Source organism: uncultured Pseudoramibacter sp. (assembly GCF_903789625.1).
In the GTDB taxonomy this organism is placed as follows: Bacteria; Bacillota; Clostridia; order Eubacteriales; family Eubacteriaceae; genus Pseudoramibacter; species Pseudoramibacter fermentans.
Genome location: NZ_CAIFFF010000004.1, coordinates 146,457 through 168,812, shown reverse-complemented (window position 1 = coordinate 168,812; position 22,356 = coordinate 146,457). Strand labels below are relative to the sequence as shown.

Below are 22,356 nucleotides of genomic sequence, written 5' to 3'. Positions count from 1 at the left end.
CTCAAATTATCGGAATTTGCGGTTGACTTTATTTAAGTGAAGTGCTATGATCTGTCTATACTTTCTTACGTTACAGTATAACAGTAAACTGCAGACTCAGGAGGCAAAATGCTTACAACCTATACCATTGAAGGCTTCGAAAATATCCAATACCAGGGATTTCAAGCTTTATCTCAAATCGAACGCAGCTTAACCGATCTGTACACCGGGTACGGATACCATCAGGTCGCTATTCCGACCTTTGAAACCTACGACAGCTTCATCGGCAACGACGCCATTTCGGCCAATGAATTGTTCAAATTCATCAGCCGGAAAGGGCGGGTGCTGGCGCTGAAGCCAGACGCGACCCTTTCCGTCGCGCGGATGGCCGCCATCAATCACCACGACCCGAACGAAATTATCAAGCTCTTTTATCAGACCAACATCTACCGACACTTTTCGAGTCCCGGCGACGTCCGCAAAGAAATCACGCAGATGGGCGTCGAGTTTTTCGGCGACAATTCCCCAGAATGCGACGGCGAAGTCATCTCGCTGGCCATTCAGTCGCTGAAGGCCAACGGTGTAGACGACGTTCAGATCGACCTCGGTCACGTGGGCTTTATCAACTGTCTGCTCGACGAGCTGACGATCTCCAAGACAGACCGCGCCGAATTATTCGAGCTCATCGAAAATAAAAACATCGGCGACATTCAGGAATTCCTCTCGAGCCGGCATTACGACCCGAAGATTTCGGATATTATCCTCGAGCTGCCGATGCTCTACGGCGATCCCACCGACGTTTTTGCCCGCATGACCAAGCTCTGCATCAACCAAAAGATGCAGGATGTCGTCAAAAATCTGAGCGCGCTGTTTGAACACCTCAGATCTGTCGGGCTCGACCAATACGTCACCTTCGATTTAGGTTTCACCAGCTCGATGAATTACTACACCGACTTGATCTTCAAGGTCTACGCCGGAAACTGGGGCGCACCGATCATCGACGGCGGCCGATACAACAAGCTGAGCCAGCAGTTCGGCATCGACCGGCCGGCCTGCGGTTTCGCGGTTAATCTCCTCAGTCTGATGGATTACCTCGAAGAACACGATTTGATCCACGTCGAATCGCCCAAACACATCGTATTGCTGTACCGGGAAAGCGAAAAAAAAGGCGTCTTTGACATCGCAAACTGCCTGCGTGCTCAGGGCTGCATGACCGAGGTCTTCGTTATCAATTCTCTGCCGACGGCGATGATTGAACGGCTCCAGGTTCAAAGACTTTATCAGGATGCCGATTTCTACGTCTTTGAAAGAGACGGCGTCTTTAAATGGGAAGCGTCCTCGCTGAATCCCGTCACTGCGATCGAATCCGTCGCGGTCGCTTCAGAATCGGAATAGGAGAACATCATGTCTTTACAGAAAAATAAAATTAAAATGGCGCTGGCCAAAGGGCGGGTCGCCAATAAAACCATTGGCCGTCTGAAGGAAATCGGCTACGTTTTTCCCGATTATTCGAAGGAAAGCCGCAAGCTGATCTTCACCGACACCACAGATACCCTCGAATTTTTCCTCGTCAAATCGCCGGATGTCGGCACCTACGTCGAGAAGGGCGCTGCGGATATCGGTATTGTCGGCCGGGACGTCCTTCTGGAACACCCGGCTGACGTCTACGAGCTGCTCAACCTAAAAATCGGCCAGTGCCGCATGTGCGTGGCCGGCTTTAAGGATACGCAGATTCAGTACAACCGCAAGCTGACCGTCGGGACCAAATATCCCCACATCGCTAAAAATTATTTTACGCAGATCGATCAGCCTGTGGATTTGATCACGATCAACGGCTCTGTCGAGCTCGGCCCGATTCTCGGCCTCTGCGACTGCATCGTCGACATCGTCGAAAGCGGCAACACGCTGCGGGAAAACGGGCTGGTCGTCCTGCGCAGCATCCTCGATATCAGCTCGAGACTCATTGTCAATCACGTCAGCTTGAAGACCAAGCGGGAACAGATTGACCCCATCGTCGAAAAATTCAAGGAATTGGCTTTTTAACAGATTACACGCAATTGGAGGCAATATGAAAAAATACACGTACAGCGCTGATGTCAAACAGCAACTTGACATCATCCTCAAGCGCAGCGAATCCGACCATCAGGATGTCCGCGCGACAGTCCTCGATATCATCGACCGCGTCAAATCCGAAGGCGACAGTGCACTGAAAGATTACGAAGCAAAATTTGACCACTGCAAACTCGACAGCCTGAAGGTGACCCCAGAAGAAATCGAACGCGCCTTTGCCGAAACCGATCCGGCACTGATCGAAACGATCAAGCGCTCGGCCGAAAACATCCGGGCTTTCCACGAACACCAGAAGGAAACGACTTGGACGATCCATCCGAAGGCCGGCATCACCTTGGGCCAGCACATCACCCCGATCGACCGGGTCGGCGTCTACGTCCCCGGCGGCAAGGCAGCCTACCCGTCTACCGTGCTGATGGATACGATTCCTGCTGTCGTCGCGGGTGTCGGCACCATCGCGATGGTCACCCCGCCTGACGCCTCGGGCAATATCAACCAGAACATTCTCTGCGCTGCGAAAATCGCCGGCGTCACCGAAATTTACAAGGTCGGCGGCGCTCAGGCTATCGCGGCCCTGGCCTACGGAACTGAAACCATCGCGCCAGTGAATAAAATCGTCGGCCCTGGCAATATTTTCGTCGCCACCGCAAAAAAAGAAGTGTTCGGCAAAGTCGCCATCGACATGATCGCCGGACCCAGCGAAGTCTGCGTCATCGCTGATGCCACAGCGAACCCAGTCTACATCGCGGCTGACCTGCTGTCCCAGGCAGAACACGACGAAATGGCCATGCCGGTGCTCGTGACGACCGATGACGCTTTGGCCGATCAGGTTATCGCCGAAATTGACCGCCAGATCGACACGGATCTGCGCCGCAAGGCCATCGCCAAGGCCTCCGTTACCGATCACGGCTTCGTCTTCGTCTGTGAAACTTTAGATGACGCCTTCGAGCTGACGAACCAGATCGCGCCGGAACACCTCGAACTCGCCATTGACAACGCCGAAAAATATCTGGACTGTGTCCGCAACGCCGGCGCGATTTTCCTCGGCATGTACTCGCCAGAACCCCTCGGCGATTATTTCGCCGGTCCGAACCACACGCTGCCGACCTCTGGCACGGCGAAGTTCTCGTCGCCTCTCGGGGTCTACGATTTCATCAAAAGGTCCAGCATCATTCAGTACGACCGTGACAATTTAAAAGCGGCTGCCGACGACATCACCGCCTTCGCTTATTCGGAAGGCCTCGATGCCCACGCGAAGTCCATTGAAAGGAGATTTTCCAATGACGCCTGATTTCACCCGCCCCTGTGTAAAAGACCTGGAGGCCTACAAAGTCGTTCCGCCCAATTACAACATCATCGTCAACGCCAACGAAAACCCGTTCGATTTTCCAGACGCCCTTAAAAAGGAATTGAACGACGAAATTATGCGCATGCCGCTGAACCGCTACCCGGATCCGTCGGCCACAGCGCTCCGCGAACAGCTTGCCGATTACGTCGGTGTCGACGCGGATCAAATTATCTGCGGCTGCGGCTCCGACGAAATCATGTCCATGCTCAACCAGACCTTCATCAATCCCGGCGATGTCGTCATTTCCCATGCGCCGAGCTTTTCGATGTATCAGATCTGGAGCGTCATCGGCGGTGCCGACTTCATCTGGGTGCCCGACAACGACGACCTCTACCCCGATGTCGAAAACATCATCAACACGGCCAAGCTCAAAAACGCGAAGCTGATTTATCTCTGCTCGCCCAACAATCCGACGGGCTCACTGCTGCCGCGCCACGACGTCATCGACATCCTCGAAGAAACCAACGCGCTGGTCATCCTCGACGAAGCCTACATCGAATTTAAAAAGGAAGGCGACCTCACCGACATCGTCAATGAATACAACAATGTCATCGTGCTGCGCACCCTGTCCAAGGCCTTCGGCCTCGCCGGCATCCGCTGCGGCTACGCGGTCGGTCCCAAACCTTTAATCGACATGATGTACAAGGTCAAATCGCCGTACAACCTGAACAAGCTGACTCAGGCCGCCGCGGTCATCGCTTTAAAACATGGGGATATGCTCTTAAAAAACGTCGAAATTCTCAACAGCGAAAGACAGCGTCTGTACGAATTCCTCAAGGGCTTAAAGGGCGTGACCCGGGTTTATCCGACCGCGTCCAACTTCATTTACTTCGAAGTGCCGGACGGCGCGCCCCTCTACGACGCTTTACTTGACGAAGGCATTTTGGTAAAATATTTAAAACACGATGTATCCGATGACGTCGACCACATCCGTTTAACCGTCGGTTCGCCGGAGGAAAATGACGCCGTCATCAAGGTCTTGAAAAGGAGTTTATCTTGAGCCGAAAAGTAACCCTCGCGCGAAAAACCGCCGAAACGGACGTCAACGTCACCCTCGATCTCGACGGGAGCGGACGCTCAAATATCGATACCTCCGTCGCATTTTTCGATCACATGATGACCCTTTTTGCGGCCCACGGCCATTTCGATTTGACGATCGCCGCAAAGGGCGACGGCGTCGACACCCACCACGTGCTCGAAGACCTCGGCATTGTCCTCGGGCAGGCCTTTGCGAAGGCTCTTGGCGACAAGGCCGGCATCACCCGCTACGCGACGGTCTTTCTGCCGATGGACGAATCCCTCTGCCGAATCAACGTCGACATCAGCGGCCGCCCCTACCTCGTCTGGAACGTCGAGCTGACGCGGGAATACATCGGCGATTTTGAAACAGAAATGCTCCGGGAATTTTTTATCGCCTTCACGTCCCATTCCGGGATGACCATCCATGTGGCAAGCCTTTACGGCGTGAACAACCACCACATCGTGGAAGGCATTTTCAAGGGATTTGGGCGGGCGCTCAAGGCAGCGGTCGCCATCGATCCCTATATTCACGGCATTCCAAGCACGAAAGGAGTGATTGAATGACAGTTGCAATTATCGATTACGACGTCGGCAACCTTAAAAATGTCGAAACAGCTCTGAAGTCCCTCGACATGGACTGCATCATTACGCGGGACTCCAAAACCATCAATAACGCCTCAGCGATCGTCCTGCCAGGGGTCGGCGCCTTTGCTGACGCGATGAACAATCTGGACAAATTCGATTTGTACGACGTCCTCGTCAAAAACGTCAAAGACGGCAAATACCTGCTGGGCATCTGTTTAGGCATGCAGCTCTTATTTGACGAAAGTTCAGAAGACGGACAGTGGAAGGGCCTGGGCTTTGTCCCCGGCAAGGTCGTCCGCTTTGAAGACACGAAGAAGACCGGCCTGAAGGTGCCGCACATGGGCTGGAACAACCTGAACATCCATCAGCCGGACGATCCGATCGCCAAAACCTTGAGCGCCAAGGACTACGTCTACTTTGTCCACTCTTATTACGCCGTACCGGACAATTTCGACCGCGACGTCGTCGCCTACGCCAAATACGGCGTGAAGGTTCCCGCCATTGTCCGCAGGGAAAACGTCATCGGCATGCAGTTTCACCCTGAAAAGAGCGCGGCGGTCGGCAATCAGCTGCTGATCAACTGGAAGGAGCTCATTTCATGATCATTTTACCTGCAATCGACATTAAGGGCGGCCAATGCGTGCGTCTCCGCCAAGGGGAAAAGGACGACGAAACCGTCTATTTCAAAGATCCGGTAAAAGTCGCCAAGCAGTTCGAATCCTGGGGCGCTGAATACCTGCACATCGTCGATTTAGACGGCGCCTTCGACGGCAAGCCAAAAAATTTCGACATCATTAAAAAGATTCTGGCCGCAATCGATATTCCCGTCGAACTCGGCGGCGGCATCCGCAACGCGGAAATCGCCAAGACCTACATCGACGCGGGCATTTCCCGCATCATCATCGGCACCCAGGCCATCAAGGATTTCAACTTCATTGAACACCTGATCTACGATTACGATGACAAAATCTGCGTGTCCATCGACGCCCGGGACGGCATCGTCCGCACCGAAGGATGGACCGAAGACAGCGACGTCGAAGCCTTGGAGCTGGCCACCTCCCTTGAAAAAATCGGCTTATCGACACTGGTCTACACCGATATTTCGAAGGACGGCATGATGTCCGGCCCGAATTTCAATATGCTCGACGTTTTAAATCAAAACCTCAATATCGACATCATCGCCTCCGGCGGTGTCGCCAGCGCGGCACATTTGGACCGTCTGCGCGATATGGGTCTCTACGGTGCGATTACCGGAAAGGCGATTTACGAAGGGGCCATCGATTTGAAACAATATCTGGCTGAACACCGGAATTCCTGAAAGGATCAATCTCATGCTGACAAAAAGAATCATTCCCTGTCTCGATGTGGACCACGGCCGCGTCGTCAAGGGCAAAAAATTTAAAAACATTCAAGATGTCGCCGATCCTGTGGAGCTGGGCCGGTACTATTCGGAACAGGGCGCTGACGAGCTGGTCTTCTACGACATCACGGCCAGCTACGAAAAGCGGGACATTTTCATCAACGTCGTCGAAAAGGTCGCCGAAGCAGTGCGCATTCCGTTCACCATCGGCGGCGGCATCCGCACCACCGACGATTTCAGACAAGTTCTGATGGCCGGAGCCGACAAGGTCTCCGTGAACTCCGCCGCGGTCAACAACCCGCAGCTGATCATGGATGCGGCGCTGCGCTTCGGCAACCAATGCGTCGTGCTTTCCATCGACGCCAAACGCAACGACAAGGGCTCCTGGGATGTGTTCACCGACGGCGGCCGGAACAACACCGGTATTGACGCCATCGAATGGGCGAAAAAAGGAGAATCCCTCGGCGCCGGCGAAATCTGCATCAACTCCATCGACACCGACGGCGTTAAACAGGGCTACGATATCGAGCTCAACAAAAAGTTATCCGAAACCCTGACAATCCCGGTCATCGCTTCTGGCGGCGCCGGGAAAATGGCGGACTTCTCCGAAGTGCTGAAGGCTGGCGCAGACGCCGCGCTCGCCGCCTCTGTTTTCCACTACAAGGAAATCCTGATTCCAGATCTGAAAAAATACCTGTCTGACGAAGGGCTCCCAATGCGCCTCGTCTGACTCTGCATCAACGAAAGGAAATTATGTCTCAAACTCTGCAAGTGATCACAGCGCCCGATGACGCTGCGATTCAATTCAACGATCAGGGGCTCGTCCCAGCTATTCTCCAAGATTATCACACCCGTCAGGTTCTGATGATGGCCTGGATGAACGCCGAATCGATTCAAATCACACTGGACACCGGCAAGGCGACCTTCTACAGCCGCTCGCGGCAGGCCCTTTGGACGAAGGGCGAAACCTCCGGCCATTTCCAGCACGTGGTGACCTTCTACTACGACTGTGACGCCGACACACTGCTGCTCGAAGTGATTCCGGACGGCCCGGCCTGCCACACCGGCCACACTTCCTGCTTCTACAGAGAGCTGGCCGAAAACGCCGAGCTCGACAGGGGCAACAGTTCGATTTTAAAGACCTTGAACGACCAAATTGAAGACCGCAAGGCCCACCCGGTTGAAGGCTCGTACACCAATTATTTGTTCAACGAAGGCCTCGACAAAATCTTAAAGAAGGTCGGAGAAGAATCGACTGAAACGGTCATTGCCGCGAAAAACGGCGATCCCGACGAATTGATTTCGGAAACCTCTGACCTGATCTATCACCTCGCAGTGCTGCTCAATTATCAGGGCGTCTCCTTCGACGACGTCTTCGAAAAGCTGACGGCGCGCCACACCCACAAACGGCGTGACGAATATGGCGCTGAGGGCAAAATCAAAAACAAATAAACGCCATCAAAAAACGGTATCCTTTAACCATCGGTTAAAAGATACCGTTTTGTTATGCACAGAATTTCTGATAAAAACGCGTGCTGCGGATCAGCGCCACCAATTTCTTGTTAAAGCCGTCGGCGTGCCACTGTTCGCCGTACGCAGTGCTCTCGCCGCAGACGTCCATCCCGACAATATCCCGCGTGCGGTCCGCCGCCTTAAGCAGGCGCTCAAAACGGGCGTATCGGAGGGTTCCCTGATCCCAATTGGTACGGACATCCCGAGTTGAAAAAACGTCCTTATCCAGCGAAATATAAAGGGATCCGCCGGGGTGTATCTTCAGAAACGCGCGGAGCTCTTCGTCCGTATCCGCCGTGGCCACCCGGTCTCTGAGGGGCTTAGGCACGTGACTCACATAATCGGGATCAATCCCGAAAATCATCACCCGCTGCACGTTTGGCAGCTCCTGAACCGTCCGCAGCAGCCAAGATCCGCAGCTCATCAGCTCGCCGAAAACCGGCCGCAGCATATCCGAGTGGTGGTCAAAAACCAACAAATCCACCGGCTGTTTCAGCTTCTCAAGCCAAAAGTAGGACAGGTAATGGTAATTGCCATTGTCGATAAAATGGAGCGCTTCGGCGCCGCAGTCTTTAATCCGTCTGCGGATGACTGCGGCAGCCTGGTCATCGCAGTACCCGGTGGTTCCCGGCACGTTTTCCAAATCAATCCATTGATCCCTTTGCGTATAAAACTGTTGATATCGATAAATCCCTGAGAGATTTAATACAATGATAAAAATCGCCTTACTTTGTAATGAGTTTTCCTTTTAATTTTATTTCTTTAAAATACGAAGCCCCTTGGGAAAATGATTCTTGATGGCGCCGCCCGAGGCCTTCCCCCAGCCCAGCGGATAGCCGTGCCAGCACATCAATGTCCAGCCTTTGAACGTGCCGGTATTCGCAATCGGCTCGCCCTTTAAATAGGCGTAGGCTTCGTCGTCATCCTTAAAATCGTACACCGACGCAATCTGATCGCGCGTAAGGGCCATCGCAAGGGTATGAGACGGCTCGAATCGGCCTTTTTTAAAAGTGCCGATTGCCAGCCCCGGACGCACCCATTTACCACGGTCCAATTGATCAAGATACAGCCCTTCAGGCAGCGCGGTCAACGTGTCGCCTGCAATGACAAAATCAGATCGGTTTAAATGCAAGCCGACCGCTTCCGAAAAAGCAGTGAAATCTTTCAAATCCTTTTTGGACGCCCGCCGCCAAGAGCTGCGTTTCTTTTTTTTAGAACGTTTCCCTTGAGGTGAAGCCACCGGCGCCGTGTCTGCTGTTTTTTTAAGCTTCGCGATAAAATGACCCTCGCCTTCGACGCGGTGGGGCATCACGCGAACCGCCTGACTAACCGCCCCGCAGCCGTGCACCGTCCACGCCGGGCGACCGTGATCCGGCAGGCCCGGCAGGCCGATCGGCAGCACCTCGTATTTGCCGCTTTCGACTAAATATTCGACGATCTGCTCGTCTTCCTCCGGCGCGAAGGTGCAGGTCGAATAGACGAGCTCACCGCCGGGTTTGAGCAGGAGATCAACTGTCTCGAGCATTTTCTTCTGACGTCTGGCGCACTGGGCGACATTGTCGAGGCTCCAAGCCGACCTGACCGCCGGATCCTTCCGGAACATGCCCTCGCCCGAGCACGGTGCGTCGACGAGAATTTTATCGAAGCTCTGCGGGCCGAAAATATCGACGAGCTGATCCGGCCTCACGTTGGTAATCGCCGCGTTGGTGATGCCCATGCGCTCCACGTTGGACGCGAGCACCTTCGCCCGAGTTTTGACCACTTCGTTGGCCACCAAAAGGCCCTGGTTTTGAAGGGCGCAGGCGAGCTGAGTCGTCTTGCCGCCCGGCGCCGCGCACATATCTAACACGCGCTCGCCCGGCTTCGGCGCAAGGGCCGAGGCCGGGATCATGGCTGACGGTTCCTGCACGTAATAGAGCCCGGCGTTGTAGGCCAGCTGCTTGCCGGGGCGTTCCTCCGCGTCGATGTAGACACCGGTGTCGCACCACGGGATTGGCTGCGTTTTAAAAGGGATAAGCCCAGTCATCTCCTCCCGTCCGGCCTTGAGGGTGTTCGCCCGCAGGCCCTTTTTCGGCACACGATTGTAGCTTTCTAAAAACGCCGAAAGCTCTTCTTTTCCAAGCAGCGCCGCCATTCTGTCTACGAAATCCCCAGGAAGGGGTCGTTTCATCTCCGCCATCTTAATGATGCTCTGCCTTTCCGAAAATCATCCGCCCCGCGGCGGTCTGCAGCACGCTGGTCACCCGCACGACGATCTGTTGACCGATGAAACGCCGGCCATTTTCGACGACGATCATCGTGCCGTCGTCTAAATAAGCCACGGCCTGACCGGATTCCTTGCCGTTTTTCACCGGATGCACCTGCATGGTTTCCCCAGGCAGCACAACCGGCTTAACGGCGTTGGCCAGCTCGTTGATATTCAGAACCGGAATGCCCCGCACCTTCGCGACCTTGTTTAAATTGTAGTCGTTGGTGATGATTTTCATTTTTTCTTCTTTTCCCATTTCGAGCAGCTTGTCGTCGACGCCGCTCAAATTGGGGTAATCCTTGTCGACAATCTGAATCAGGCTGCCGTACTCCGACTGCATCTTGTTGATGATGTCGAGCCCTCTGCGGCCACGCACCCGCTTCAAATCGTCGCCGTTGTCCGCAAGCAGCTGAAGCTCGCCCAGCACAAAGGACGGCACCACAAGCGGGCCTTCCAGAAAACCAGACTGGATGATGTCGTAGATCCGGCCGTCGATGATGACCGAGGTATCCAGCACCTTCGTGTGTTCCTCGAGAGGATTGCCGCCCTTTCTGCGGTTCAGCCGTTTGACACTGCTGTTTTCCCGCATCACTTGAAGACTGTCCAGAATCTGATCCCGCTTTTTGAGCGGAATGGTCACGCCGAGGTAAGCCATCAACACGTAAACGATCAGGGTAATGGTGCTGGACAGCCAGCTGATCGGGATGCGGCCGACTGGCACGCAGATCAGCATGGCGATTAACAGGCCGATAATCAAGCCGAATATGCCGAGGACAATATCCACCAGACGCACTTCAGCCGTGGCCTTTTCCACCGCTTCTGAAATGGATTTGCCAATGCGCGCCACCAATGGAAAAATAATAAAAAATATGAAACCAAAAATAATAACAAAAATTAGAATGACGATCCATTGGTTCTGACGCAGCAGCTGAACGTGGTTGAGCAGTCCTGGCAGCGCATCCTTCCGGCACACCAGCAGGCCGAGCAGATAGCCGAGCACGATGCCGATGACCGTGCAAATGCCGCGCAATACCTTTTTTAACATCTTTTCTCACCTCCTTTTAATACTTTCTAATATAGGTGTATCCTTAGATAACGCTCCTATTATACCATTTAACCCGAAATTGTTACGAAATGATTAACTTTTTAATTTATTTTTTAGTTTTTCGTGCCAATAAAAAAAGCCCGATTGGGCTTTGGGTTTCGTTCAGGCTTTGACCGCATCTTCAATGGCGTTGCCGGCCGCTTCCTTTTCAGTATGTTCGACGACCATCAACTCAGAAATCAAGAAATTCTTTGCGGTCATCAGCATTTTTTTATCGCCGCTCGAAAGACCTTTCTTGCGGTCCATGATCATCAAATTGCGCGTCACCCGTGCCACATCGAGCAGATCTCCTGTTTTCATTTGATCCATATTGTCTTGATAGCGTTTGGACCAATTGGAAGTCATTCGGTCCTGCGGCTGTCCTAGCACTTCGAACATTTTTTTGATATCTTCGTGATTCGGGATGTCTCTCAACCCTACTTCATCGGCTTTGTCAACTGGAATTAAAATTTCCATGCCCTCGGATGCAATGGTCACTTTATAATAAGTCTGTTTTTTATCAAAGATATCCATTTCCTCGATATCTTCAATAACGCCTGCCCCGTGCATTGGATACACAATTTTGTCACCGACTTTATACATGTTTTGCACCTCTGTCTGTTAATTAATTCTATTATAGCATAAAAGGTCACAGACGTAAAATAAAAAATTATACAAACTATTTCAGGGTTTGTCAAGCCCTTTTTATAAACGCATCGAAAGCGCAATGCGGTTCCGTTCTAAATCGACATCCAGGACCCGAACGGTCACAATATCCCCGACGGATAAAACCTCAGACGGATCCTTGATGTAGCGGTCAGCGATTTCGGAGATATGGACCAGCCCGTCGTGATGCACGCCGATATCCACAAAAGCGCCGAAATCTACCACGTTGCGCACGGTCCCGGTCAACTGCATATCGGGCTTCAAATCTTCGATCGAAAGCACCTCGCGCTTTAAAATAATTGGCGGCGCGCTGTCCCTCGGGTCGCGTCCCGGGCGTTTGAGCTCATCCACAATATCGGTTAACGTCCATTTCCCGACGTGGTACGTCTCGGCGATTTGATCCAAATTGAGGCCGTCGAGGGCGCTGCCCAGTTCCTCCGGCGTTTGACACCTGAGATCATTTTCACTCAGCCCCGCTGCCTTCAGCACGGCCTTCGCGACCGGATAGGATTCGGGGTGCACAGCTGTATTGTCCAAAGGTTCGTTCCCACTGTCGATGCGCAGAAAACCAGCGCATTGTTCGTAAGTCTTCGCACCAAGGCCCTTGACCTTCAAAAGCGATCTGCGGTTGAAAAAAGGGCCGTTTTGATCCCGGCACGCTACGATCGCCCGAGCTGTCTTTTCCGTAATCCCAGAAACGTATTTGAGCAGCACCGCCGACGCGCGGTTGACGTCGACGCCGACGTGGTTGACCGCGTCCTCGACAACATCGGCCAGCGCTTCCCGCAGGGCCTTTTGATCCACATCGTGCTGATACTGCCCGACGCCGATATGCTCCGGCTCGATTTTGACGAGCTCCGACATCGGATCCTGCAGGCGGCCAGCGATGGAAATGGCGCCTCGAAGGGAAACGTCCACGTCGGGGTATTCCTCAGCGGCTAAGGGCGAGGCCGAGTACATCGACGCTCCCGCTTCTGACACAATGGTGTACTGCACTGGGAGGCCTTCCCTGCTAATCAGGTCCGCGATAAATTGTTCACTTTCCCGGGAGGCCGTGCCGTTGCCGATGGCGATGACGTCGATGCGCAGGTTTTCGATCAGCTGTATCATCGTCCGTTCCGCCTCCGGGCTGCGTTTTTTGCCGTAGGGCAGGAAAATCCGGGAGGTTGCCAGCAGTTTGCCTGTTGGGTCAAGCACCGCGATTTTGCAGCCGTTTTTGAATCCCGGATCGAATCCCATCACGGTCTTCCCCTTCAACGGCCGGCCGAGAAGCAGTTTTTTTAAATTGGTGCCGAAACTCGCAATCGCCGATTTTTCGGCCCGTTCGCTGCAGCTGCTGCGAATTTCCCGGGAAATAGCTGGGAAAATCAACCGTTTGTAGCTGTCCGCAACGGCCTGCGCGAAATAATGGTGGGCATCGTCTTCGGGGCACGGTGCCGTTTTCTTCATCAGGTAACGGATCGTTTGTGCCTCAAAGGCGTCGATTTTGACACTGAGCACCTTTTCCCTTTCGCCGCGGTTGATCGCGAGAATGCGGTGATTGGCAATGTGCGCGATGGGTTCCGTGTGGTGGTAATAATCGAGGTAAGCCGTTTTCTGAACGGCAAATTCAGGTTTGACCTCCGTCGAAATTACCGACCGTTTTTCCAAGACCTCGCGGATGTTTTTCCGAAAGACCGCCTGTTCCGAAATTTCTTCGGCCACGATATCCTGCGCGCCTTGAACCGCCTGTTCTGCCGAGGCGACACCCTTGTCAGCATTGACGAAATCTTGCGCCATAGCCAGCAGTCCGTCATCGCTTTCTCCGGCTTTAAGGGCCTTGGCCAAGGGTTCGAGACCGGCTTCCTTTGCCTTCATCGCCCGGGTCCGCCGCTTTTTCTTGAAGGGCAGGTAGAGATCTTCAACCTCCTGCATCGTCGCCGCTCGGCTGAGGGCCTTTTCAAGTGCCGGTGTCCACTTGTCCTGCGCCTTGATGGTCTCGGCCACGTCGGCTTTGCGAGCCTCCAACCGTCTCAAATAGCCGAGCCGATCGTTCAGCTCCCGAAGCACCGTGTCGTTCATATTGCCCGTCTCTTCCTTGCGGTAGCGCGCGATAAACGGAATGGTGTTGCCTGCGTCGATCAGATCAATGGTGCGCGTCAAAACCTTTTCTGAAAGATGAAATTCGCCTTTTAACGTCTCGATTATGGTTGTCAATGTCGTCCTCCTGCAAAAATTATTTCTATTTTATCATGAATGCAAATGAAAACAAAGTTGTCAAAACAAAACGGCCATGATAAAATATTAGGCAATCTTGATTAACATTCCCCAAAGGAGGCGCCGATGGGAATTCAATTTATCACCGACTCAATGTGCGACATTGATGAAAATATACGCAGCCGTTACCCCTTCGAGGTGCTGCCCATTCCGATCACGATTGGAGACAAGACCTATTACGACGGCATCGATATCACTCCAGATATGATTCTCGATTCCGTCAAGCAAAACCCTGACGATTTTCCAAAGACCTCTCAGGTTCAGACCGTCACGTATCAGGAATGCTTTAAAAAATACCTCGACCGCGGCGACGACATCATTTATTTAGCGCTTTCGAGCGGGCTCTCTGGAACCTTCCAGACCGCTTCACTCATTGCTTCTCAGCTTCTCGAGGATTACCCCGAACGGAAGATTTCAATCATCGATTCCAAAACGGCTACGACGGGCATGATGCTCATCCTGCATCAGGGACTGAAGCTGAACAAGCTGGGCCGCTCCTTCGAGGAAATCAGCGACACGATGAACTTTTTGAGCCGCCACATCAATATCTTCTTCCTCGTCGGCAATATCCGCTGGCTCGCCAAGGGCGGCCGAATCGGCAAGAACGCCGCGCTCATCGGCGATATGCTGAAAATCAAACCGATTCTGTATTTTGAAGACGGCAAGATTCTTCCCTACGAAAAGGTCCGTGGACAGAAACGCGCGGAACGACGGCTTCTCGAGCTGGTCGACGAAAAAATGCCTGATAAAAATCAGTGTGTCGGCTTCATTCACAGTAAGGCGCCGTCTCTTCAAGATAAAGTCAAAAAAGCTATCTCAAAGGATATGGGCGTCAAGAATTTCATCATTCCGCAGCATGGCGCTGGCGCCGCCCTCACTGTTCATATCGGCCCCGACTGCATCGGCATCATGTTTTTCGACGAGCTGCCAGACAATTACATCAATGTTGCCCCCTAATTTTCATCACTGTCACCAACCTAGTCCTGTGAATAAAAAAATTCACAGGGCTTTTTTATTTTTCCAAAAGGCCTTGACGGCGCCTTCCTGCTTGATTACAATAATATATATATATTTAGTATGTTTATTAGGAGGGAATCATGCGCATTTCTGCAAAGGGACGGTACGGACTCGCGGCCATGGTCGAACTGACCTGGCTGAGCGCCAACGGGAAACTGATTCCCGTCGCTACCTTATCCGACCATCTCGGCATTTCAAAAATTTATCTTGAACAAATTTTCTCGCTGCTCAAACGCGGCAAACTCGTCACCTCTGTGAAAGGGGCTCAGGGCGGCTACCGCCTGGCGCGGGACGCATCGGAAATCAGCGTCTACGACATTTTATCGGCGCTGGAACAGACCCTTTTTGAACCCACAGAAAGCAGCGTCGAAGAAAAAGCACCAACCATTGAAAGCATTCTGAACGAAAATGTGTACGAAGTTTTAGATCAAGGCGTCAAAGATACCTTGTCCAAAATCAAATTGTCCCATCTGCTCGACGAGTACGTCTCGCAGAAAAACAAAGGGAACTACATGTTTTATATCTAAAAAAAGCTGCGGATCCACCGCAGCTTTTTTAATTGATAAGTGTGATTTATTGTCAAAGACCGAGTTCTTTGACCACTTCTTGAATGACTTCTTTTTCATAATAGGGGCGCACGCCATTCCGGCTGGTTTCGGTCTTTTCGTGGCCCTTGCCGGCAAAGACCACCACATCGCCCTTCTTCGCGAGCTTCAGCGCCGCCGCCGTCGCTTCACGCCGATCGGTCACGCGGATGTATTGGTCGGTAATCGGCTTCACGGCCGCTTCGATGTCGTCGATGATCTTGTCCGGATCTTCTGTCCGAGAGTTATCGGAGGTCAGCACCGTGAAATCCGCTTTTTCTGCGGAAATCCTGCCCATTTTCGGGCGTTTCCCGTGGTCGCGGTCGCCGCCGCAGCCAAAGACCGCGATGATTTTGCCGTCGGTCAATTCGCGGACCGTCGAAAGGATGTTGTCGAGGGCATCCGGCGTGTGGGCGTAATCCACAATGACGTCGAAATCCAAATCCAGCGGGACACGGTCCATCCGACCGTCGACGACTGGCGCGTCGGCCAGCGCTTTCTTGATGATGTCCCAGTCGACGCCCTGTTCGCGCGCCGCAATGATCGTGCCGACCGCGTTAAAGACCATAAACCGGCCAAGCACATCGAGGAACAGCGCTTCTTCTTCATCGCCGTGACGAAGGGTAAACTGGCTGCCTCTCGTCGTACAATCGATCGATTCGATTTTGTAGTCGGCGTCGTCCGACGTGCCGTAGGTAATGACCTTGAGCTCCGGATGGCGCGTGTGGATACGTTCCACCAGCTTCACGCCCCAGGGATCGTCTGTGTTGATGATCGCCGCCTTGCTCGTCTGATCAAACAGCTTGGCCTTCGCTAAGAAATAATTTTCAAATGTTTTGTGATAATCCAGATGGTCCTGGGTCAGATTGGTGAACAGCGCGTAATCAAAATCGACGTCGACGAGCCGGTCCAGATCCAGCGCCTGAGACGACGCTTCCATCACGAGATCCGTGCAGCCGTAGTCGACCGCCTTCGCGATAAACGCCTGGGTATCCCGAGATTCTGAGGTGGTACGACCCTTGTTGTCAAAAATTTCGCCGTCGATTTCGTCGTTGATGGTGCCCATGCGCGCGCATTTTTTGCCAGCTTCGCTTAAAATCCGCGTCAGAAAATAAGTCGAGCTGGTTTTGCCGTTCGTCCCGGTGATGCCCGTGACCGTCAGTTTTGACGACGGATGCCCGAAAAATCGGCTTGCGATGATGCCGAGCATTTTGCGCGTATCGGTGACTTTAATGTAAGTGACGTCGTCGTGATACTGGGGCAGGTCGGCCTGATGCACGATCACGGCCGCGCCCTTTTCGATAGCCGGTTCGATAAATTGGTGGCCATCTGTGGCAAAGCCGAAAATCGCGACAAACAGCGCGTTTTTCTGCACCTGTCTTGAATCGTAAACCACGTCCGAAATGTCCACTGTCAATTCGCCGTTTTTAATTTCAATGATGTCTTCTTCTGTTAATAAATCGTGATAATTCATTGTGCTTTCCTTCGATTCTCCTATTTTAATCCGTAGCCTGTGATTGTCTCTCATTATACAACATTTCGGCCTCACTCGTCCATTGTCAAACAACGATTTAACAATGCGAGGCACTCGTCCTCGCAGCGGCGGAGCGTAAAAGTCTTTTCCTGCTCATCTTTGAGGTAATGAAAATACGTCTCAGACCGCGCCATCGTCACGAGCTCTGCGCGTCTGACGAGTTTATTGAAAAGATCTCCAGCGGTATCAAAGGACGGTCTCGGAAAATAATCCAGATCGATATCTAAAATCAGCGGCGCCCTGCCGATAACCAAGTCATCAAAACCGCAGGCCGCAAACATCTGATCGGACAGATCGCCAAAATGCGGCTCAGGCACCAAATAATGGGTGCCAGCCGCGTAGTGATGGGCCGCCATGCAGTTGATCATGTGATAATCCGACAGGACTCCCAAATCCATCGCGGTGTTGATCTGCTCGTCATTGTTCATTTTGGGCATCTGAACCGCCACGGACTCGAAATCGCGGACATCCATCTGGCCGAGAATTTTTTGCTGGACGCGCTGCTGCTCGGCCTCAACCGCCTTTTCGTCCAATGGATCCACCTTAGCGAGCGCCTTCTGATAGCTGTAGAGCCAAAAGGCCGGATCGGTATCCGGATGAAAATCAATGCTGACCAGCACTGCAGGCGTCTGATGCATTTCAAACCATTTCAGCCAAAACATCAGCGCGTACTGATGGTTGTCGACCACGCAGGCGGATTTGCGCATTTCGCCTCGGCCAATGGCCGCAATTCGGACGTGTTCGTCTTTTACCCACTGATTCATGAAATCGCGATCCCTTCCGCCGCGGCGTAATCCGTCAGGCAGCCCACCATGTCCTGCGCGCGTTGACAGCTGAAAATGCGCTGGCGCAGCCGCGCCGAATCGGGCATGCCCTTGGTGTAGGCCACCAGCTGCTTGCGCATCTCGACCATCGGCCCCACCTGACCGGCGCAGTGATCGACCAGCCTGACATGATCGATCGCAATGTTGAGGATGTCGCCGGCTGACGGCTGTGGCACAGTCCTTCCAGCCAGGCACGCCTTAATCTGCGCAAAAATAAAGGGCCGCCCCACCGCGGCGCGGCCGACCATCAGCCCATCGGCGTGGGTCACGTCGAGGCAGCGCACCGCCGCCTCCGGGGAGTCGATGTCGCCGTTGGCCACCACCGGCATCTCGACCAGCGTCTTCGCGCGGGCGATCGCCTCCCAATCCGCCTTTCCCGAATAAAAAGCCGCCCGGGTCCGCCCGTGAATGACAGCTGCGGCCGCGCCGGCATCCTCGACCCGGCGGATCGCCTCATCGATCACGATGTGGGCGTCGTCCCAGCCCAGCCGAAGCTTGACCCGAACCGGTTTGTTCGAAACCTTGACCATCGCCGACACGACCTGTTCCAAAAGCGGCAGGTCCTTCAGCAGCGCCGAGCCATCGCCGTTTTTGACGATTTTTGGCGCGGGACAACCTGCATTGAAATCGACAAAGTCGAAATCCAGCGGATTGATGTAACGTTCAACCGCCTCTGCGATGATTTTGGGATCACTGCCGAAAATCTGAACGCCGGCAGCTGTCTCCTCCGGCACAGTCGCCATCAGCTTGGCGGTTTTCTTATCCCGGTAGTACAGGCCCTTCGCCGAAACCATCTCCGTCGTGACGCGGTCGGCGCCGTATTTTTCCGCCATTAAACGAAAAGGCAGGTTGGTATAACCTGCCATCGGTGCCAGTTCAACTGGCACAATTTTATGAATTTGTTCGTTCATTCACTTTCGCCTTCGTGATGCAAGATTCTTATCATGAATGATTTTCAGTCCTTTGAGGGTCAGCTTCGGGTCGAAAATGTCAATGCTGTCCACCTCGTCGAGAAACATCCGGCCGTAGCCGCCAGTCGCGACCACTTTGACGCGTTCCCCGATTTTTTCGCACATTTTGTCGATGATATACGACACCTGACCGATATAGCCGTAAACCAGACCAGCCTGCATATTGGTTTCCGTGTCCTTAGCCATGATCGTTTTGGGCTTGCGGATCGCAATGCTCGGCAGCTTCGCCGCGTTGGCAAACAAAGCGTTGGCCGAAATTTGAATGCCCGGCGTCATGACACCGGCCGCCAGCGCGCCGTTTTCATCGACGTAGTCGTAGGTTGTCGCCGTTCCAAAATCCAAAACCAGGACCGGCCCGCCGTAAAGATTGTACGCCGCAACCGCATCGACAATGCGGTCGGCGCCGACTTCTGTCGGGTCGTTCATCAAAATGGGCATACCGGTTTTAATGCCCGGACCGACTGCCATCGGCGTGCGGCCGAAGACCTTTTTCACCCCATTGATCATCGAGTGCATGACATCCGGCACAACGGACGCGACAATGATCGATTCCACCGCCTTGGGGTCCAATTCATCGGTCTGAAAGAACCCTCTAAATGTCACTGCAAATTCATCGGAAGTCCGCGGCGTTTTCGTCATAAAGCGCCATGAAGTGATCAGATCGTCACCTTCAAAGGCGCCGACTTCCGTGTTTGTGTTTCCTACATCTATTACTAAAATCATTTTGAATTGTTCCGAAGAAATCGATCAGTTTTCTTTCTTTTTCGCTACCTTATCCATAAAGCGCTTTTTGTCAACAATAAAGCGGACGTGTTCGCCTTCAGCGATCTTCTGAACCGTATCCCACGCTTCTGTTGAGAAAATTAACTTTCTGCCATCAATTTTTTCCAAACGGACGTTGACCCGCACCTTCAGACCTACCGGTGTCGGCGCGATATGAGCCGTCGTGATGCTGCCGCCGACTGTCGTCTGGTCGTCTTTCAGCCAGAGATCGACCATTTCGTAGGCAACATTTTCAATCCAAGCCGATAAAACCGGTGTCGCCAATACTTCGAGGCCGCCGCTTCCGACAACCCGCGCGGTTTGATCGCGCGAGACCACGTAATCCTTTTTCATTTCCATGCCTGCGCGCAGGCCGCCGTTTTCATTTTGTCCTTCAGTCATGATCCATCCTCCTCCTGTTTCCTTATTGTTCTTCTGTATGGTCATTTTCTGATGCGTTCGTTGGCGCGTCCGTCTCAGATGAGGCTTCAGACGATTCTTCCGTAGCTGCTGATTGATCTTCCGCTTCGGAGACCGTAGCTTCCGCATCGGATGCAGCCTCCGGCGATGCTTCATCGCCTGCCGGTGCACCTTCTGTTTTCATCTCTTCCCCTTCAGCTTCTGTCTTTATTTCTGGTGTATCTGCTTCAGCCTGATCCGCTGGATCATCTTCTTTTTCTTTTGAGTCTTCCTGTTGATCTGCCGAATCGACGCTTTCTGCCTTCTTCGCGCTGCCATTTTCGTAAATATCTGCGAACTCGTCGCCTGTCAGCGTGTTGACCTTCAGCAGCGTTTCCGCGACGTCGACCAAAGTGTCGTATTTTTTCGTTAAGATCGAGCAGGCTTGTTCGTAAGCAGTTTCGACAATGTTGCGGATTTCCCGGTCAATGACCGACGCCACTTCTTCACTGTAGTTGCGGGTCCGGCCCAAATCGCGGCCGAGGAAGACTTCTCCACCTTCGTTGTTGCCAAAGGTCATCGGGCCGAGGTGTTCGCTCATGCCCCATTCGGTGACCATTTTCCGCGCAATATCCGTGGCGCGTTCAATGTCGTTGGAGGCGCCAGTGCAGATATCGTCGAGGGCGACCTTTTCTGCCGCGCGCCCGCCTAAAAGACCGGCAATTTTATCCATCAGCTTGCCCTTAGACATGTGCTGACTGTCGTCAGTCGGCAGCGAGATCGTGTAACCGGCGGCCATCCCTCTCGGGATAATCGAAATTTCGTGCACGTCTTCCCCGTTGTGGAGATAGCGCATGACGATGGCGTGTCCAGCTTCGTGGTACGCGGTGATCTTCTGGTCGCCCTCGTCGATCACACGGCTCTTCTTTTCCGGGCCGGCGATGACGCGCTTGATCGCTTCCTCGAGCTCGGTCATCGTAATGACGCTCATCTGCTTGCGGGCTGCCAAAAGTGCGGCCTCGTTCATCAGGTTTTCGAGGTCAGCACCGGTGAATCCCGGTGTGCCCTTGGCAATGACCTTCAAATCGACTGACGCATCCAATGGTTTGTTACGCCGGTAAATCTTCAAAATAGCTTCGCGGCCCTTCACGTCCGGACGGCCGACCGTAATCTGTCTGTCGAAGCGGCCTGGTCTGAGCAGAGCCGGGTCGAGAATGTCTGGGCGGTTCGTCGCAGCGATGACGATGATGCCTTCATTGGCGCTGAAGCCGTCCATTTCGACCAGCAGCTGGTTAAGCGTTTGTTCCCGTTCGTCGTGCCCGCCGCCGAGACCGGCGCCGCGGTGACGGCCAACTGCGTCAATTTCGTCGATAAAGATGATACACGGCGCATTTTTCTTGGCCGTTTCAAACAAATCGCGCACACGGGACGCCCCGACCCCGACGAACATTTCGACAAAGTCGGAACCTGAAATGATGAAGAACGGCACGCCAGCTTCGCCGGCGACGGCTCTCGCGAGCAATGTCTTCCCAGTTCCCGGAGGGCCCACCAGCAGCACGCCCTTCGGCACTCTCGCGCCCATATCCGTGTAGCGCTTCGGCGATTTCAGGAAATCGACGATTTCCTCTAACTCTTCCTTTTCCTCGTCCGCGCCGGCGACGTCGTCAAAAGTGACCTTCTTGTCGTTTGGCGACTGCATTCTAGCGCGGCTTTTGCCAAAGCTCATAACTTTGCCGCCGCCGCTGGACTGCTGGGACAGCATGATAAAGAACAGCACCATCATCACGACTAAAATGATCGAAGGAATCAGCGAGACGAGCCAGCTTTGATTCTGAGCGATTTCAACCTTCAGCTTCGGATTTTTGATGATCGCGTTGCTGACGATTTGATCAATGGTGTATTCTGGCACGACCGTTTCAAAATGCTTACCGCCGGTCGTTTTGCCCGTCGCTTTTGAGCCGTTGATTCGAATCGAGGCGACCTTGTTCTGATTCAGATTCGTCACGAGATCCGAATAAGTCCAGCGCTTCGTTTCAGCACGCGACGGATTTAAAAAGGTAACTGCTAAAATGATAACCACAAGGACCAGCAGGTAAAAGCCGATCATGCGCATGTATTTTTTCAATCACTTTCTCCT

At 53.3% G+C, this 22,356-nt stretch carries 21 protein-coding genes and 1 pseudogene; 11 read left to right on the top strand and 11 right to left on the bottom strand.

Annotation, left to right across the window (positions count from 1 at the left end; genetic code table 11):
- Positions 1–108 precede the first annotated feature (108 nt).
- The 9 genes from hisZ to hisIE are packed head-to-tail and all read left to right on the top strand — an operon-like array spanning position 109 to position 7,814.
- Complete coding sequence (hisZ, locus tag QZX60_RS04105) at positions 109–1,374, top strand: ATP phosphoribosyltransferase regulatory subunit (RefSeq protein WP_295361674.1); 1,266 nt, start codon at positions 109–111, stop codon at positions 1,372–1,374.
- Positions 1,375–1,383: 9 nt separating this feature from the next.
- Complete coding sequence (hisG, locus tag QZX60_RS04100; protein ID WP_295361672.1) at positions 1,384–2,022, top strand: ATP phosphoribosyltransferase; 639 nt, start codon at positions 1,384–1,386, stop codon at positions 2,020–2,022.
- A 25-nt stretch (positions 2,023–2,047) separates the two neighbouring features.
- The gene (gene hisD, locus QZX60_RS04095) at positions 2,048–3,340 is read left to right on the top strand and encodes a histidinol dehydrogenase (protein WP_295361670.1); all 1,293 of its coding nucleotides are present in this window, start codon (positions 2,048–2,050) and stop codon (positions 3,338–3,340) included.
- Positions 3,330–4,397, top strand: coding sequence for a histidinol-phosphate transaminase (gene hisC, locus QZX60_RS04090; RefSeq protein WP_295361668.1), 1,068 nt, complete (start codon positions 3,330–3,332; stop codon positions 4,395–4,397). The genes hisD and hisC overlap by 11 nt, the downstream gene beginning before the upstream one ends.
- Positions 4,394–4,981 carry an imidazoleglycerol-phosphate dehydratase HisB gene (gene hisB, locus QZX60_RS04085; RefSeq protein WP_295361667.1) on the top strand — a complete coding sequence of 196 codons (588 nt, stop codon included), beginning with the start codon at positions 4,394–4,396 and terminating at the stop codon, positions 4,979–4,981. The genes hisC and hisB overlap by 4 nt, the downstream gene beginning before the upstream one ends.
- Positions 4,978–5,604, top strand: a complete 627-nt coding sequence (hisH, locus tag QZX60_RS04080) for an imidazole glycerol phosphate synthase subunit HisH (protein WP_295361665.1) — start codon at positions 4,978–4,980, stop codon at positions 5,602–5,604. The genes hisB and hisH overlap by 4 nt, the downstream gene beginning before the upstream one ends.
- A complete protein-coding gene (gene hisA / locus QZX60_RS04075; protein WP_295361663.1) occupies positions 5,601–6,320 on the top strand; it encodes a 1-(5-phosphoribosyl)-5-[(5-phosphoribosylamino)methylideneamino]imidazole-4-carboxamide isomerase in 720 nt (239 codons plus the stop codon). Before hisH ends, hisA begins: the two co-directional genes overlap by 4 nt.
- Before the next feature lie 13 nt (positions 6,321–6,333).
- The gene (hisF, locus tag QZX60_RS04070) at positions 6,334–7,092 is read left to right on the top strand and encodes an imidazole glycerol phosphate synthase subunit HisF (RefSeq protein WP_295361661.1); all 759 of its coding nucleotides are present in this window, start codon (positions 6,334–6,336) and stop codon (positions 7,090–7,092) included.
- Positions 7,093–7,115: 23 nt separating this feature from the next.
- Positions 7,116–7,814 (top strand): bifunctional phosphoribosyl-AMP cyclohydrolase/phosphoribosyl-ATP diphosphatase HisIE, encoded by a 699-nt coding sequence (gene hisIE / locus QZX60_RS04065; protein WP_295361660.1) that lies wholly within the window; start codon positions 7,116–7,118, stop codon positions 7,812–7,814.
- Between the two features lie 52 nt (positions 7,815–7,866).
- Here hisIE and QZX60_RS04060 read toward each other — a convergent pair whose 3' ends face one another.
- The 5 genes from QZX60_RS04060 to QZX60_RS04040 form a co-directional block, all read right to left on the bottom strand.
- On the bottom strand, positions 7,867–8,508 hold the full coding sequence (locus QZX60_RS04060; protein ID WP_295361701.1) for an arginase family protein: 642 nt from the start codon (positions 8,506–8,508) through the stop codon (positions 7,867–7,869).
- A 120-nt stretch (positions 8,509–8,628) separates the two neighbouring features.
- Complete coding sequence (locus QZX60_RS04055; protein ID WP_295361659.1) at positions 8,629–10,044, bottom strand: RsmB/NOP family class I SAM-dependent RNA methyltransferase; 1,416 nt, start codon at positions 10,042–10,044, stop codon at positions 8,629–8,631.
- Positions 10,045–10,054: 10 nt separating this feature from the next.
- Positions 10,055–11,167 carry a PIN/TRAM domain-containing protein gene (locus QZX60_RS04050; RefSeq protein ID WP_295361657.1) on the bottom strand — a complete coding sequence of 371 codons (1,113 nt, stop codon included), beginning with the start codon at positions 11,165–11,167 and terminating at the stop codon, positions 10,055–10,057.
- A gap of 162 nt (positions 11,168–11,329) precedes the next feature.
- Positions 11,330–11,809: a CarD family transcriptional regulator gene (locus QZX60_RS04045; protein WP_295361655.1), complete on the bottom strand. Its 480-nt coding sequence runs from the start codon at positions 11,807–11,809 to the stop codon at positions 11,330–11,332.
- A gap of 102 nt (positions 11,810–11,911) precedes the next feature.
- On the bottom strand, positions 11,912–14,068 hold the full coding sequence (locus QZX60_RS04040; RefSeq protein WP_295361653.1) for a Tex family protein: 2,157 nt from the start codon (positions 14,066–14,068) through the stop codon (positions 11,912–11,914).
- 126 nt (positions 14,069–14,194) lie between these two features.
- Between QZX60_RS04040 and QZX60_RS04035 the strand changes: the two genes are divergently transcribed.
- Together QZX60_RS04035 and QZX60_RS04030 are read left to right on the top strand one after the other, a co-directional pair.
- Entirely contained in the window at positions 14,195–15,085 is an 891-nt protein-coding gene (locus QZX60_RS04035) for a DegV family protein (protein WP_295361651.1), read from the top strand.
- 140 nt (positions 15,086–15,225) lie between these two features.
- Complete coding sequence (locus tag QZX60_RS04030) at positions 15,226–15,672, top strand: Rrf2 family transcriptional regulator (protein ID WP_295361650.1); 447 nt, start codon at positions 15,226–15,228, stop codon at positions 15,670–15,672.
- A 52-nt stretch (positions 15,673–15,724) separates the two neighbouring features.
- Here the strand turns inward: QZX60_RS04030 and QZX60_RS04025 are convergent, their stop codons facing one another.
- The 6 genes and pseudogenes from QZX60_RS04025 to ftsH form a co-directional block, all read right to left on the bottom strand.
- Complete coding sequence (locus QZX60_RS04025; protein ID WP_295361648.1) at positions 15,725–17,203, bottom strand: UDP-N-acetylmuramoyl-L-alanyl-D-glutamate--2,6-diaminopimelate ligase; 1,479 nt, start codon at positions 17,201–17,203, stop codon at positions 15,725–15,727.
- A gap of 71 nt (positions 17,204–17,274) precedes the next feature.
- Positions 17,275–18,027 carry a UPF0489 family protein gene (locus QZX60_RS04020; protein ID WP_295361646.1) on the bottom strand — a complete coding sequence of 251 codons (753 nt, stop codon included), beginning with the start codon at positions 18,025–18,027 and terminating at the stop codon, positions 17,275–17,277.
- Positions 18,024–18,998 (bottom strand): tRNA dihydrouridine synthase DusB, encoded by a 975-nt coding sequence (gene dusB, locus QZX60_RS04015; protein ID WP_295361645.1) that lies wholly within the window; start codon positions 18,996–18,998, stop codon positions 18,024–18,026. The genes QZX60_RS04020 and dusB overlap by 4 nt, the downstream gene beginning before the upstream one ends.
- Entirely contained in the window at positions 18,999–19,781 is a 783-nt protein-coding gene (locus QZX60_RS04010; RefSeq protein WP_295361644.1) for a type III pantothenate kinase, read from the bottom strand. It abuts the gene before it with no gap.
- A 24-nt stretch (positions 19,782–19,805) separates the two neighbouring features.
- Positions 19,806–20,222 carry a thioesterase family protein gene (locus QZX60_RS04005; protein ID WP_295361642.1) on the bottom strand — a complete coding sequence of 139 codons (417 nt, stop codon included), beginning with the start codon at positions 20,220–20,222 and terminating at the stop codon, positions 19,806–19,808.
- A gap of 334 nt (positions 20,223–20,556) precedes the next feature.
- Positions 20,557–22,344 (bottom strand): annotated as a pseudogene (gene ftsH, locus QZX60_RS04000) (ATP-dependent zinc metalloprotease FtsH); the annotation flags it as partial.
- Between the last annotated feature and the right edge of the window lie 12 nt (positions 22,345–22,356).

Excerpts from the sequence above, each read along its gene's own strand:
- hisZ (WP_295361674.1), top strand. The coding sequence starts at position 109 with ATGCTTACAACCTATACCATTGAAGGCTTCGAAAATATCCAATACCAG.
- hisG (WP_295361672.1), top strand. The coding sequence starts at position 1,384 with ATGTCTTTACAGAAAAATAAAATTAAAATGGCGCTGGCCAAAGGGCGG.
- hisD (WP_295361670.1), top strand. The coding sequence starts at position 2,048 with ATGAAAAAATACACGTACAGCGCTGATGTCAAACAGCAACTTGACATC.
- hisC (WP_295361668.1), top strand. The coding sequence starts at position 3,330 with ATGACGCCTGATTTCACCCGCCCCTGTGTAAAAGACCTGGAGGCCTAC.
- hisH (WP_295361665.1), top strand. The coding sequence starts at position 4,978 with ATGACAGTTGCAATTATCGATTACGACGTCGGCAACCTTAAAAATGTC.
- hisA (WP_295361663.1), top strand. The coding sequence starts at position 5,601 with ATGATCATTTTACCTGCAATCGACATTAAGGGCGGCCAATGCGTGCGT.
- hisF (WP_295361661.1), top strand. The coding sequence starts at position 6,334 with ATGCTGACAAAAAGAATCATTCCCTGTCTCGATGTGGACCACGGCCGC.
- hisIE (WP_295361660.1), top strand. The coding sequence starts at position 7,116 with ATGTCTCAAACTCTGCAAGTGATCACAGCGCCCGATGACGCTGCGATT.
- QZX60_RS04055 (WP_295361659.1), bottom strand. The coding sequence starts at position 10,044 with ATGAAACGACCCCTTCCTGGGGATTTCGTAGACAGAATGGCGGCGCTG.
- QZX60_RS04050 (WP_295361657.1), bottom strand. The coding sequence starts at position 11,167 with ATGTTAAAAAAGGTATTGCGCGGCATTTGCACGGTCATCGGCATCGTG.
- QZX60_RS04045 (WP_295361655.1), bottom strand. The coding sequence starts at position 11,809 with ATGTATAAAGTCGGTGACAAAATTGTGTATCCAATGCACGGGGCAGGC.
- QZX60_RS04035 (WP_295361651.1), top strand. The coding sequence starts at position 14,195 with ATGGGAATTCAATTTATCACCGACTCAATGTGCGACATTGATGAAAAT.
- QZX60_RS04030 (WP_295361650.1), top strand. The coding sequence starts at position 15,226 with ATGCGCATTTCTGCAAAGGGACGGTACGGACTCGCGGCCATGGTCGAA.
- QZX60_RS04025 (WP_295361648.1), bottom strand. The coding sequence starts at position 17,203 with ATGAATTATCACGATTTATTAACAGAAGAAGACATCATTGAAATTAAA.
- QZX60_RS04020 (WP_295361646.1), bottom strand. The coding sequence starts at position 18,027 with ATGAATCAGTGGGTAAAAGACGAACACGTCCGAATTGCGGCCATTGGC.
- dusB (WP_295361645.1), bottom strand. The coding sequence starts at position 18,998 with ATGAACGAACAAATTCATAAAATTGTGCCAGTTGAACTGGCACCGATG.
- QZX60_RS04010 (WP_295361644.1), bottom strand. The coding sequence starts at position 19,781 with ATGATTTTAGTAATAGATGTAGGAAACACAAACACGGAAGTCGGCGCC.
- QZX60_RS04005 (WP_295361642.1), bottom strand. The coding sequence starts at position 20,222 with ATGACTGAAGGACAAAATGAAAACGGCGGCCTGCGCGCAGGCATGGAA.